Raw genomic sequence first — 13,755 nt, forward strand, 5'->3', positions numbered from 1 at the left:
CATCCTTCGAGAGCTTCATTCACGCAAGAAAAACAGCTCCGTATACGAGTGCTCCGACAATAACGAACGCTGGATGCACACGCAATTTTTCCAATAAAAGAAAGCTGGCTGCTACTAAAAATAAAGTTTGCCATATCCCTGAATCACCGTATGAATTCATAAAAAATTCATATGCCATCAAGCCCAGTAAAATGGCGATAACCGGACGAATGTAGTTCGTCATTTTCTTAACATTTGGCGAATCTTTATACTTAAATAATATTCGAAGTAAAATAACTAAAAGTAAAACCGACGGAGCAATCGTTGCAAAAAGAGCAATCACCGAGCCTAAAATCCCTGCCTGCTGATATCCGATAAACCCCGCCATTTTTGTTGCAATCGGACCAGGAAGCGCATTTCCAATTGCCAGCATTTCACTAAACTCTTTGACCGTAAGCCAATGATAGTGATCCACGACTTCTTTTTGAATAAGCGGAATCGACGCAGGTCCGCCTCCATAGCCTAAAATATTTGAAACAAAAAATGCCATAAATAGCTGAATATAAATCATACCGATTCCCTCTTTTGCTTGTGTTCAGCTCTTTCACCTTTTTTTCCTTTTCGTTTTAGCGGAATCCAAGCTGCTGCCATAAGAACAATAATAATGACCGCTGGATGGATATGGGCAAATTCCATTAGCCCTAAACTAATAATCAGTAAGATAATAGCTGGCGTCCATCCTAGACCAGACGTTGATTTTTTAAAAAAGTCCCACGTCATAACCGCGAGCATAACTCCTACTACAGGAACAACTGCTTTGGTCATGCCCATAACCCACGGCTGATCTTTAAATTGCGTTAAAGTTGTTAACAGCAATACCATTAAAAAAACGGTTGGAATAACGGCTGCAAATAAAGCTGTCCCGAGACCCAAAATACCGCCGACTCGATAGCCGATGTATCCAGCCAGCTTTGTAGCAATAGGCCCAGGCAGCGTATTGGCGATTGCTAATAAATCGCCAAATTCATCGTCATCCATCCATTTGTACGTATCGACCACTTCTTTTTTTACAAGTGGAATAGCTGAAGGTCCGCCTCCGTAGCCGAGCATACCTGAGCGAAAAAACGCTATAAAAATATCCAATTGTCGCATTTCTCCCGCTCCTTTCTCTGTGATCTAATAAGCAACGACAGCTCCGTCTGTTCGCGCTTCTGTGCCGCCGTATAATACACCGGTTTGTTCATCTCTTAAAATGATCTGCCCTCTTCCAAACGTATGTCTGCTCGTAGCTACATGAATATCATGCCCTTTGCGTTCTAATGCTTCTACAATATGTGAAGGCATTTCTTTTTCCACAAGAACCTTTTTATGTTCAATCCACTGCCATCTTGGTGCATCTAAAGCTGCCTGAGGATTTAGATGGAAATCGATCATATTCATGACGACTTGCACATGTCCTTGAGGCTGCATGAATTTGCCCATTACACCGAATGGACCTACAGCACTTTTATTCTTTGTTAAAAATCCAGGAATAATGGTATGATAGGTTCGTTTTCCAGGCTCTAATCGGTTATGGTGCTGTGGATCTAACGAAAAATTATGCCCGCGGTTTTGCAGGCATATGCCCGTATTAGGCACGACAAGTCCTGAGCCAAAATCCATGTAATTACTTTGAATGAATGATACCATGTTTCCTTCTCCATCAGCTGTCGCTAAATAGATCGTGCCGCTATGAGCCGGCTGTCCGGCTTCGGGAACAAGCGCTTTTTCGCCAATCAGCCCTCTGCGCTTGTTTGCATAAGAATCATTCAACAAATCTTCAACTGCTACTGTCATTTTATCAGCATCTGTAATGAATTTTTGTCCATCTGCAAACGCTAGCTTCATGGCTTCAATTTGCTTGTGATATGTATCGACAGAATCTTTGGCATCGAAAGAAAAGCCTTTTAGCGTATTTAAAGCTAAAAGTGCAATAAGGCCTTGGCCGTTTGGCGGAATTTCCCACACATCATATCCTCGGTAAGAAGTTGAAATTGGCTTCACCCACTCTGCTCTAAAAGCTGCTACATCTTCTTTTGTTAAAAATCCGCCGTATTTTTTCGAAAAAGCTGCTATTTTATCAGCTAAATCCCCTCTGTAAAAAGATTCCCCATTCGTTTCGGCAATTTCAAGCAGCGTAGCAGCATGGTCCGGTGATCGCCACACTTCCCCTACTTTAGGAGCTGATCCATTGTTGGTAAACGTCTCAAACCAGTGCTTATATTCGTCACCTTTTAACGTGTGTGTAAATCGTTCAAACGCTCGTTCCCAATTGTACCCTAAAATTGGGGAGATTGGGAACCCTTCTTGTGCATACGAAATAGCAGGTTGCAGCACTTCTTTTAACGACAGTCGCCCAAAGCGTTTTGACAGTTCCGCCCACGCGCTGGGGGCACCTGGGACCGTAACAGGAACAAAACCGCGAGCCGGCATCTCTTTTATCCCCATGGCACGCAGAGCCTCAATAGAGATGGAAGCAGGAGCAGGACCGCTCGCGTTGAGTCCGTATAGCTCTTCATTTATCCACACGAGAGCAAATGCGTCTCCGCCAATTCCATTTGACGTAGGCTCTACAACCGTTAAACAAGCTGCCGAGGCAATAGCAGCATCTACCGCATTGCCTCCTTTTTTCAACATTTCAAGACCCGCCTGAGCGGCAAGAGGCTGACTAGTTGCTACCATTCCATTTTTTCCAAACGTACACGTACGCTGAGATGCATAGGGGTGTGTAAAAAAGTATTCGCTCATAGAAAATCTCCTCTTTTCTTTATATGATGAATAAAACGAATCTTTACAGACTAGACAACGCTACTTCTTCCTCGTAAACTTCTAATGCTGCTTGTAAAGCAGAACCTGCATTCACGCTTGCGCCGTTTCGAATAAGCACTGCTTCAAGACCAGCCAATGTAAAGAGAACGTTGTCTTTTCGACAGCTGTATCCCATTGTACCGATACGCCATATTTTTCCGTGCATCGGCCCAAAAGAACTTGCAATTTCAATTCCAAATTGTTCAAGAAGCGTAGAACGAACTGCCTCTCCGTCAATACCTGAGGGAATTAAAACACAAGTAACGGTTGGAACTTTTGAATGCTCATCCCCGAATAAAGATAATCCCATTGCTTTAATACCGGCTACAAGTGCTTTTTCATGGAGGCGATGCCTTGCAAATCTTTCCTCTAATCCTTCTTCTAAAATAACGCGCAGCCCTTCTCTTAAAGCATAGAGCATGGACGTTGCTTCCGTGTGATGATTTAATCTGCGCTCACTCCAATAGTCTTGAAGCTGACTCAAATCAAAATAGTTGCTGATAATATTCGGACGCAGACGAACAGTTTGAGCATCTGCTTTTGTCGCAATTCCTTTTTCAACTTTTTTACGTTCCATGATAATTTTTTCAATACGATCATTGTACGTAATAGGTGCCATGCCGGACGGAACAGATAAACACTTTTGTGTGCCTGCAATCAATGCGTCAATGTTCCACTCATCTACTTTTACATCCGTACCGCCAATAGTAGCTACTGCGTCGACGATAAATAAAATATCTTCGTTGCGGCATGCAGCACCAATTTCTTTAAGAGGCTGCATTCTTCCTGTAGACGTTTCACCATGAACCATTGCAACAATTTTCGGGTTTACTTTTTTTATTTCACGAATAACTGTTTCAGGGTCAAACACTTCTCCCCATTCGCATTCGATATTGTGTACATCAGCTCCGTAGCGCTCGGCAATTTCCGTTAATAAATAGCCGAAGCGGCCGAAAATCGGGACGAACACTTTATCGCCTGGCTCAACTACACTTGCAAGAACTGCTTCAATCCCAGCTCTAGACGTTCCATCAACGGGAAAAGCCCATTTGTTTTTGGTTTGAAATAGTTCACGAAGCATTTCCATCGTTTCGTTCATAATGTGCGTAAATGCGGGGTCAAACTGACCTAAAATAGGTGTTCCTAATGCTCTTAATACGCGTGGATCTGCTTCTACGGGTCCGGGTGTCATAATCGTACGCGGCGGTGTATGAAGCTGTTTTGTTATAGTCATGTCAAATTCCTCCTAGTAGGCAAGTTTATATAATAGTTCTATTAAGACCTTTACTCCTTTTTCTAACTGTTCTCCTTTGGTGAATTCCTTTGGGGAATGGCTGATTCCATCTTGGCTCGGTACGAATAACAAACATGTGGGAACTCTTCGTCCGAATACCTGGGAGTCGTGTCCTGCACCGCTTACTAATTCTCGGGAGGAGATATTCTTTTCCGAGGAAATAATTTTGGAAAGTTCAGATAATTCTTCGCTCATAGCGACAGGTTTTTCATCCATCCAGCAGTCGATATTCACTTCTAAATCCCCTGCTGTTCGCTTTATAATTTCCTTCATTTCTCGTTCTGCTTCTTGTAAAACCTCATACTCATGATGTCTTATATCGACCGTGAATTCTACATATCCTGGTATTACATTCGGTGCATTTGGAGAAAGTGTAATTTTGCCAACCGTTACGTATAAAGCGTTATGATATTTTTCGCTCAATTCAATAAATGCTTTAGCAAGTTTGCAGCTCACATAAAATGCATCTTTTCTGATGTTCATCGGGGTTGTGCCCGCATGGTTACTTTCACCTTTAACAGATACTGTAAATCGTTTCTGCCCGACGATACTAGAAACAATTCCGATATCGCAACGAGACATTTCAAGCTGCTTTCCTTGTTCGATATGCAGTTCAATAAAAGAAGCGATGTCCGTGCGGTATGGCTCGCTGTGGAGGCCTTTTCCGAAATTGAGCTGTTTCATTGCGTCATCCAGCTTAACCCCTTCTTTATTTATAACATGTTTTGCATCACTTTTGCTGTGTAATCCATTCATATTGCCTGATCCCCAATACGTAAGAGGAAATCTGCTACCTTCTTCTTCACAAAGTGATACGACCTCTAAGGTTTTTGTAGGGGAGCCGTAATGCGCATATAGGTACTGCAGAGCAATGATACCTGCCACAACACCAAACGCCCCGTCATACTTTCCTCCGTTTATCACGGTGTCGATATGGGATCCTGTTAAAATAACTTGTTGTTCTGAACCCGTTCCTTGCAACCGTCCAAATAAATTTCCTACATCATCGTAATACGTTTTGAGGTGAAGTCCCTTCATTTTTTCTTCCAATGCCTTTTGAGCTGCATTCCACTGTTCCGTATATAAAAGCCTCGTGACCCCTTCTTTTTCATCTACCCCAAACTGTGACAACCAGCTAACGTTTTCTTCGATTTGCTGACAAAGCTTAGATTTTCCCGTCATATCTGCAACCATTGCTATCCCTCCTGCTATCTTCATTTTAAGAAAATGACTGATTGTTTTCATTAACACTTTCTACAATGATTTAGTGTTTTTTTAGCTATTATCACTAAATATGCAAAGTCTTATATACGTCACTTTTTCTAACATTATATGTTATTTATTTTATCTTACAGGATTGAATATACTTCTTCATTAACAATTTATACATTTTTTTCTGAAAATTTTATTTATTTTAACTAAACTTTCTTATAAAATAAAAGATAGATAAAGATACGCGCAGGGAAATGTGAGAATTTTTAACAAAAGGAGTAATAAATAATGGAACTACAAACTCTTTTACGTATTCCAATTTATGAGAAAGCATCTGTAGTAGCCGGGCAAAAAGGAGTCACCCGCAAAGTACATAACGTCAATATGATGGACGCACCCGATATTTTATCTTTTTTAAAAGAAGGAGAGTTTTTAATTACAACGGGTTATCACTTCAAAGAACATGAAGAAAGCTTAGCAAAACTTGTAGAAGGAATGGCTAAAAAGAAATGTGCAGGATTGGCCATCAAAACGAAGCGCTTTTTCGAGCACGTGCCTGCTTCTATTTGTCAGCTAGCTGATGAACTTCACTTTCCGATCATTGATTTCCAAACGGACGAAACGTTAGGCGCGGTTATTAACGAATCTCTCAGCTTTATTTTAGATAAAAAAACAGCCGAGCTTCAGCAAGCGATGGTCACACATCAGCTATTTTCCTCGTACATCTTACAAGGAAAAGGCATTGAGAAAATTATGCAATCCATTCAAACGTTATGCAATGCTCACGTTGCCCTTTTTGATACCCATGGCCATGAACTCTTTTATACAAACAAACGCGAACCCTTTTCACTCCCGATGGAAGAAGCGGTAGCGGGCGCTAAGCAGCTGTTTTTACGAACGGTAAAATATACAACCTTTTCCTTTTTACACACAAAAAAAACCGTTACGCTTTTTCCGATTGCTACTCATACAAGAAAGTACAGTTATTTACTTATTGAACATCAAGTTTCTTTATCCGATTCAGCGCTCCTAACGATTGAACAAGCGACAAACGTTTTATCCTTCGAAATGATGAGGCAGCAGGCTTTGTATGAAGCTGAACGGCGACGAAAAAACGATTTTTTCAATCAGCTTGTTAACAATTATTATAAAACGCTTGAAGATGCTTCCTTTCAAGCACAGATGATGGGCTTATCAGCGGGAAACAGCTATATTTGCGCCGTCGGGAAAATCCATTCTACATTCACGCCTTACAGCGATGATGATATGATCTATGAGCTCCTTCAATATGAGTTATCAACAGGTCATACAGAGGCCGTTTTGTTTTTCTATGACAATCTTTATATTCTTTTGTTTACACCTCATTCTCAACCTATGATTATAGAATGCTTGCATCGCTTGCAGGAAGCTGTTTACCGTCACTACGATAAGCGAATGTCATTTGGAGTTGGAAACCAAAGCCAATCCCTACTTACAATCGCTGATTCATATAAAGAAGCTGTTGAAGCTCTTGAAACCATCCATTTTAAAGATCAGTCGAAGCTTATTCAATTTTATCAGCCAAAACAGTTTAAAGAACTGCTGCGGTTGCTTCCAGCAAACGATTTACAGGATTACTATTCTCAAACATTAGAAGGTTTGCTGCAGTACGATAAGAAAGATCGCTCCATCTTACTTGACACGCTTGAAACATATCTAAATTCCAATTGCCAAATCTCAGAGACTGCTAAGCAGTTATTCGTTCATCGGAACACGGTGATCTATCGAATTGAAAAATGCGAAGAGTTATTAAAAAGACCTATTCACACGTCAGAGGAAACCCTTCGGCTGCGCGTAGCTTTTCAAATTTTTTCTCTTGTGCGTGCTAATTAAGTATAAATACAATAAAAAACGCCTGAGTGGATACTCAAGCGTTTTTATTGTATTGCATATTCTTTATTTCGCTTTTAATTTAGACTGTACGGATTGTAATTTCCCAGCCATCGTATGATTTTCTTTATCACGGCGATCATCAATTCGTAAATTTGTACATACGCGCTGAATACCATTTTCAAAAGGCACCTCATGCATCTCTTGGACAATGTTTAGCAGCGTGCTTAATTCCCCTTCAATCAATGTATTCATAGGGGTTAATTGATATGTAATTTCATCTTCATGCTTGGCCAACACTTTTTGAATATCAGCTACGTACTGACTCACGCTTGGCGTTTCCGTACCTACCGGAATAATGGTTACATCTACAATAGCCATGTTATACACTCCTTTTATTTGTTCCCTAGTTATCATATCAAATCGCGCAAAAATTTCCTAATTTTACGTTTATGGTGCATAGAAAAAAGGAATAGTTCTACAACTACTCCTTTTTGTTACACTCTTATAGGTAACGCTTTGCTCCTAAGTAACGTTTTGACCAGTAAGAGTTGCTTAGTGATGTGATTGTCACGCCTGTTGAAGAACCTGCATGCATGAATTGACCGTTTCCGATATAAATGCCAGCATGACTAGCTCCTGGTTGGTACGTTTCAAAGAAAACGATATCGCCAGGCTGAGGTGAACTTACACGCGTACCAGTTTGATAGATGCTAGCAACTGTACGAGGAAGACTTACACCTACTGCATTGCGATATACATAGTTAAGGTAACCACTGCAATCAAATCCTCCAGGCGCAGCTCCACCCCAAACATAAGGTGTTCCCATAAAACGTTTACCGTATGAAATAACTTTTGAAGCTGAGCTTGAGCTTGTGCTGCTTCCTGTTGATGTTGAAGGTTTTGAGCTGCTAGAGCTGCTTGAATTTAATTTATTCAGCGTATCTGGACCCGCTTCTCCGTCTACTAATAAACCATTTGCACGTTGAAATGATTTTACTGCACTTGTTGTAATTGAGCCAAAGTAGCCTGTTACACCAGCTGAGAAGTAACCTTTATTTTTTAGTTTTTGCTGAAGGCTGCTTACTGCTGAACCTTTCATACCTTGACGTAAAATAGTTGAGTTGCTAGAGCTAGAACCACCAGTTGAAGCGCTAGAACCGCCATTTTTTAACTTGCTTAACGTAGCCGGACCCGCAATTCCGTCCACAGACAGTCCGTTTGCACGTTGAAATGCCATTACTGCATTTTTTGTAATTGAACCGAAGTATTGAGTCGTAGTTCCTTTAAAATAGCCTTTATTCTTTAGCTGCTGCTGTAAAGATTGTACATTTGGTCCAGTTGAACCAACGCGCAGCAATGAACTTGAGCTAATTGATGAGCTTCCGCTTCCTAGCAGCTTATTAAATGTAGATGGACCTGCAATACCATCTGCAGATAAACCATTTGCACGCTGAAACGACTTTACTGCGCTAGTCGTGATTGAACCGTAATAGTTTGTTGTTGTACCGTATGTAAAATAGCCTTTGTTTTTTAATTTTTGCTGTAATTCTTTCACATCTGAATTACTTGTTCCTGGGTGCAGCGTAGCATCTCCTAAAGCAGCTTCACTAATTGTAGGTACTACTGTTAAAGATCCACATAACGCTAACGAATATATCAACTTTTTCATAAAAAAAGGTTCCTCCAATGCCATAATCTACTAATCTATAAGACGTTTACATTGTAACAACACATTATTACAAAATAACATCACTAATATTACATTTATGTTACAGGAAACGACAGCAGCGCAGCTGTATGGTGTATATTGTCGTAGTTTATTGTCGTTTAACACTTAATAAGTTCGACAAAAAAGCTAATATATTCCAATATTATTCCTTTTCCTACACTAATAATAGGTAAAAAATCACCTGTAACATTATCTTTATATTTCAAAAAAAACAATTTATTTTTTTTTGAAATGTGAAACTTTTTTAAAATTTATTCGTTTAGCGGATTTGTTTCCCTCTCTAGTAAAACAGCTTTTCTTCTAAAAATTTATATTATTTCCATATTAATGAATAAAAAAGCGAGGGCTGAAAAAAATAGTCTTGTTATGTTTGAAACAAGGAGGATTATTTTATGAGCCATAAAGGCACTCATGGTACAAATGTTAGCGGATCAGGTGACTCGGAAGACAAACGCTATGCAGCCGGAGAAAACGAGCAGACGCTTACGACGCGTCAAGGTCACCCCATTCGTGATAACCAAAATTCTCGAACGGTAGGCAACAGAGGACCTGCTACTCTTGAAAATTACCAGCTGATTGAAAAACTTTCGCATTTTGATCGTGAACGTATACCGGAACGTGTTGTTCATGCCCGGGGAACGGGAGCTCACGGGTATTTTGAAACGTACGGAAAGCTTGGTGACGAGCCCGTTGAAAAATACACCCGCGCAAAAGTTTTTTCAGGAGCAGGCAAACAAACGCCCGTTTTTGTCAGATTTTCTACCGTAACTCATGGAAAGGACTCTCCAGAAACAATGCGAGACCCAAGGGGATTTGCTGTAAAGTTCTACACAGAAGACGGAAACTGGGACTTAGTAGGAAATAACCTTAAAATATTTTTTATCCGCGATGCTATTAAATTCCCTGATTTGATTCATGCTTTTAAGCCCGATCCTGTGACAAACCGTCAAGATACCGAGCGTATTTTTGATTTTATTTCTCACACCCCTGAGGCTATGCATATGATTACTTTTTTATTTTCACCTTGGGGAATACCTGCTAACTATCGGCAAATGCAAGGTTCCGGTGTTAATACATATAAGTGGATAAACAAAGATGGCGATGCGTTTCTTGTGAAATACCATTGGGAACCAAAACAAGGAATTAAAAATTTGACCCAAAAGCAAGCAGAAGAAATTCAAGCTAAAAATATTAGTCACGCCACTCAAGACTTGTATGAAGCGATTGAGAGCGGTAACTACCCCGAGTGGGAACTTTGTATACAAATCATGGAAGATGGAGAGCATCCCGAACTGGATTTTGATCCGCTCGATGACACGAAAATTTGGCCGGAAGACCAATTTCCATTTCTCCCAGTAGGTAAAATGGTCCTAGATAAAAATCCAAGCAACGTATTTGCTGAAACAGAGCAAGTCGCATTTGGTACGGGTGTACTTGTAGACGGGCTAGATTTTTCTGATGATAAAATGCTGCAAGGAAGAACGTTTTCTTATTCCGACACGCAGCGTCACCGGGTGGGAACAAACTACTTGCAGCTGCCTATTAACGCGCCGAAAAAACATGTAGCAACAAATCAACGCGATGGTCAAATGGCCTATCATGTAGATGCTGCTCCAGGTCAGAACCCGCATGTGAACTATGAGCCTTCTTCTCTTGGAGGTCTTCAAGAAGCGCATGACCATCCAAAACCTCATCAGCCTTATGTTGAAGGAAATGTAAAAAAAGAAAAAATTGATCGTACAAATGACTTTAAGCAAGCTGGTGAACGCTATCATTTACTAGAGGACTGGGAACGTGATGAGCTTATTCAAAATTTAGTAGACGGCTTAAAATGTTGTCACCATACCGTTCAAACAAAGATGATTGAGCTTTTAACTCAATGTGATTTTGACTACGGCAATCGGGTAGCAAATGGCATTGGTCTTCTGATGCATGATGATGGTTCCCTAGAAATTGAAATGGGAGCAGAAATGACTCCTACATACGGGAAATTGCCAAAAGAAGGCGGTTCACCGTTAGGAAGCAACAAAGCTGCTGATGCGGTAGAAGAAGCTAATGAAAAAGGACACGATGCTCATCCTTATTAACAAAAAAACATCCTGCAGCGACAGCAGGATGTTTTTTGGGTTAAACGCTTATGACCAAGTAACGGCAAACACGTGGTAGTCATTTTTTAACTGTGGCGCATCAATGGGTGTCCCGTGCTGATATCCTTGTTTCACTCTTTTAGGATGTAAGGGTTGAACCCATTCTTTCACTTGCTGTTTTGTACCATTTGCTAAAATATATACACAATTAGAAAATGCCCCGTCATTGTTTGGACTATCAACTTTTAGTACTTCCACTAACACATCTTGGACACACGTTTTTCTCTGAATACACATAAGCGTATGGTAGATAATATCAGCGGACACATCGTTATTTAAACGAAAGCCCACCTTTTTTTGTTCAAAAAAAGACGAGAATGAGACGATTGGTAATGTCTTTTTTTGTTCATACGCTTGAGATAAAATCTTGACAAGAACTTCTCCACTCAAGATGATCCCTCTTTCTAAAAAACGCTTCATCACAACATATGTGAGCATTGATTATGCTCATAGGATAATATATTATCATAGTTTAATTCTGTGGTGTTAGTCTTTTTTGGGGTTTTTACACTGGGAATTATACCCGCCTATTTCTTGCGTTTCCCTGACGTTCTCGCTACTAGCAACAGAATTATTAATAAAATAAATACCCCTGCCCCTACAAACATATCATACAAGAAATCAAGCATCATACTCCTCCTCTTCCTTCAAAAAAACGCTGTTAAAACCAAGCGTTTTAACAGCGTTTTTTCGTTAGATAAAGCCTAGCATATTAATAAATACAATGATAATTAAAACAGGTGCAATGTATCGAATAGCAAGAAGCCATAAAGAGAACCAGCGCTTCACATTCGTTGAACCATGCTTAAATTCTTCAATTAGCACATCTTTTTTCATTTTCCAAGGAACAAAGATGGCAATTAAAAGAGCACCTAGTGGCATAAGAATATTACTTACAAGAAAATCGAAAGCGTCAAAGATGCTTTTTCCAAAGATCGATACGTCACTTAATAAACCATATGATAGCGCTGAAGGTATTCCTACAACGAAGATTAGCAAGCCAGAAATCCAAGATAGCTTTATACGCTTATGCTGCTCTCCTTTGGCTAAAGAAGCAACAATAATTTCTAACATCGAAAACGCAGATGTCAAAGTGGCAAATAAAAACAGCGCCAAAAAGAAAGTTTGAAACACAATTCCGAACGGAAGCTGTTCAAAAATAGAAGGCAATACAATGAATAAAAGACCTGGTCCTTCCGTCGGTTTTACACCCATTGAAAAGACCGCAGGGAAAATTGCCAGTCCTGCTAGTAAAGAAATCAAAATATTTAACGCTGAAATTGAAATAGCCGATTTTGGCAAGTTTTGCTGCTTAGATAGATACGAACTGTACGTAACCATAACTGAAACGCCTACACTAAGGGAAAAGAATGCTTGTCCCATCGCAAACAAAATGGTTTGGGATGTAAGCTTTGAAAAATCTGGATACAAAAAGAAAGATACGCCTTCCATTGCCCCTTCTAATGTTAAAGAACGAATAATGATAATAATAAATAAAATAAAGAGAGCAGGCATTAAAATTTTGTTTGCTTTTTCAATACCATTTTGAATGCCTCTTGCTACTACAACAATTGTTAAAAGAAGAAAAACAAATTGAGAGATAACAGCACGTGTTGGATTAGCAATGGTCGAGTTAAATAAACTCCCGTAGTCACTTACTCCATTCAGCTGACCCGTGACGCTTGCAAAAATATATTGCAAAATCCAGCCTCCTACTACACTATAGAAGGATAATAAAATAAAGCATGTAATCACGCCTAAATACCCGATTCCTTTCCATAGGGAACCGGGAGCAACTGCATCATATGCACGAATTGCTTCTTTTTGTGTATGTCTACCTAGTACAAATTCAGCAAGTAAAAGCGGCAAACCAATAATTGCTGTAAACAAGATAAACAGTAAAAAGAAGGCCCCTCCTCCGCTTGTTCCGGCTACATAAGGCAGTTTCCAAATGGCTCCGATTCCAATTGCAGAACCGGCAGATGCCAAGATAAAGCCGAGTTTTGATGTCCATTGTTCGTTTTGACTCATTTTTTCTCACCATTTTTCTTTATTTATTCTGATTTGTCATACTATAGCACACAACCCTTCTGTCGAAAAGGGTTTTTGTTGTTTTAACCCTCATCATGTGTTATGAATAGTATGTAGGTTTCATGATTTATTTTCGTAACTAAAAAAAGTTTGACAGTTAGAGGTACAAAAAATGACAAATCAGCAAGTAATACAGCAACAATTTTTAGATAAGTTCCTTGACTTTATCTTAGTAAAATGTCCAAACTGCGAACTATGTGCGCGAGTTGTAAAACTGGATAAAAAATTGAGCGGGTCAACGCACTCATGCACGTGTCCTCACTGCGGTTATCTAGACGTAACCAACGCTGATAGCCAAGGACCGTTAGAACTTTCTGAAGCAGTAGATCCTTTTTTTCAGCTTCCGCTTTACTTAGAAACGATATGCCCTGAACGTCGACTTTGGGCTTATAACTTAGATCACCTTCAGTATATTGAATCTTATATTGAAGTTAAAACATGCGGGGCTTGTTTCGACGAGCTGTCGGTTGAACATTCATTGCCAGATTGGGTAATTCATAAGCAAGAAGAAGCATTAAGCGAAATTCAACGTTTAAAAGATACCGTCTTTTGCACATTCAAATGAAGATAGAAAAGAAACGTTG

11 protein-coding genes and 1 pseudogene are annotated in these 13,755 nt (G+C 39.8%); 3 read left to right on the forward strand and 9 right to left on the reverse strand.

What is annotated here, in order from left to right:
* Positions 1-19: 19 nt before the first annotated feature.
* From POF52_RS13120 to allC, 5 genes are read right to left on the reverse strand one after another with little or no spacing between them, the layout of a single operon-like run.
* Positions 20-550 (reverse strand): chromate transporter, encoded by a 531-nt coding sequence (locus POF52_RS13120; protein WP_028409146.1) that lies wholly within the window; start codon positions 548-550, stop codon positions 20-22.
* Complete coding sequence (locus tag POF52_RS13125; protein WP_271993136.1) at positions 547-1,131, reverse strand: chromate transporter; 585 nt, start codon at positions 1,129-1,131, stop codon at positions 547-549. The genes POF52_RS13120 and POF52_RS13125 overlap by 4 nt, the downstream gene beginning before the upstream one ends.
* A gap of 24 nt (positions 1,132-1,155) precedes the next feature.
* Positions 1,156-2,766 carry a gamma-glutamyltransferase gene (ggt, locus tag POF52_RS13130; RefSeq protein ID WP_271993137.1) on the reverse strand — a complete coding sequence of 537 codons (1,611 nt, stop codon included), beginning with the start codon at positions 2,764-2,766 and terminating at the stop codon, positions 1,156-1,158.
* Positions 2,767-2,809: 43 nt separating this feature from the next.
* Positions 2,810-4,060: a pyridoxal-phosphate-dependent aminotransferase family protein gene (locus tag POF52_RS13135; protein WP_074894896.1), complete on the reverse strand. Its 1,251-nt coding sequence runs from the start codon at positions 4,058-4,060 to the stop codon at positions 2,810-2,812.
* A 12-nt stretch (positions 4,061-4,072) separates the two neighbouring features.
* Positions 4,073-5,314, reverse strand: a complete 1,242-nt coding sequence (allC, locus tag POF52_RS13140) for an allantoate deiminase (RefSeq protein ID WP_255323380.1) — start codon at positions 5,312-5,314, stop codon at positions 4,073-4,075.
* Between the two features lie 306 nt (positions 5,315-5,620).
* Between allC and POF52_RS13145 the strand changes: the two genes are divergently transcribed.
* On the forward strand, positions 5,621-7,204 hold the full coding sequence (locus POF52_RS13145; protein ID WP_271993138.1) for a PucR family transcriptional regulator: 1,584 nt from the start codon (positions 5,621-5,623) through the stop codon (positions 7,202-7,204).
* 63 nt (positions 7,205-7,267) lie between these two features.
* On the opposite strand, the gene POF52_RS13150 is transcribed toward POF52_RS13145, so the two are convergent.
* Together POF52_RS13150 and POF52_RS13155 are read right to left on the reverse strand one after the other, a co-directional pair.
* Positions 7,268-7,582, reverse strand: coding sequence for an MTH1187 family thiamine-binding protein (locus POF52_RS13150; protein ID WP_013083795.1), 315 nt, complete (start codon positions 7,580-7,582; stop codon positions 7,268-7,270).
* A 124-nt stretch (positions 7,583-7,706) separates the two neighbouring features.
* A complete protein-coding gene (locus tag POF52_RS13155) occupies positions 7,707-8,873 on the reverse strand; it encodes a C40 family peptidase (protein WP_016764712.1) in 1,167 nt (388 codons plus the stop codon).
* Between the two features lie 452 nt (positions 8,874-9,325).
* Between POF52_RS13155 and POF52_RS13160 the strand changes: the two are divergent.
* A pseudogene (locus POF52_RS13160) lies at positions 9,326-10,850 on the forward strand (catalase); the annotation flags it as partial.
* Positions 10,851-11,068: 218 nt separating this feature from the next.
* Here POF52_RS13160 and POF52_RS13165 read toward each other — a convergent pair.
* A complete protein-coding gene (locus POF52_RS13165) occupies positions 11,069-11,470 on the reverse strand; it encodes a hypothetical protein (RefSeq protein WP_238939933.1) in 402 nt (133 codons plus the stop codon).
* A gap of 303 nt (positions 11,471-11,773) precedes the next feature.
* A complete protein-coding gene (locus POF52_RS13170) occupies positions 11,774-13,111 on the reverse strand; it encodes a sodium-dependent transporter (protein WP_016764716.1) in 1,338 nt (445 codons plus the stop codon).
* 172 nt (positions 13,112-13,283) lie between these two features.
* Between POF52_RS13170 and POF52_RS13175 the strand changes: the two genes are divergently transcribed.
* Positions 13,284-13,736 carry a hypothetical protein gene (locus POF52_RS13175; protein WP_013083800.1) on the forward strand — a complete coding sequence of 151 codons (453 nt, stop codon included), beginning with the start codon at positions 13,284-13,286 and terminating at the stop codon, positions 13,734-13,736.
* Positions 13,737-13,755: the final 19 nt, after the last annotated feature.

Origin of the sequence: Priestia sp. AB, assembly GCF_028369225.1 — a bacterium.
Classification (GTDB): domain Bacteria; phylum Bacillota; class Bacilli; order Bacillales; family Bacillaceae_H; genus Priestia; species Priestia megaterium.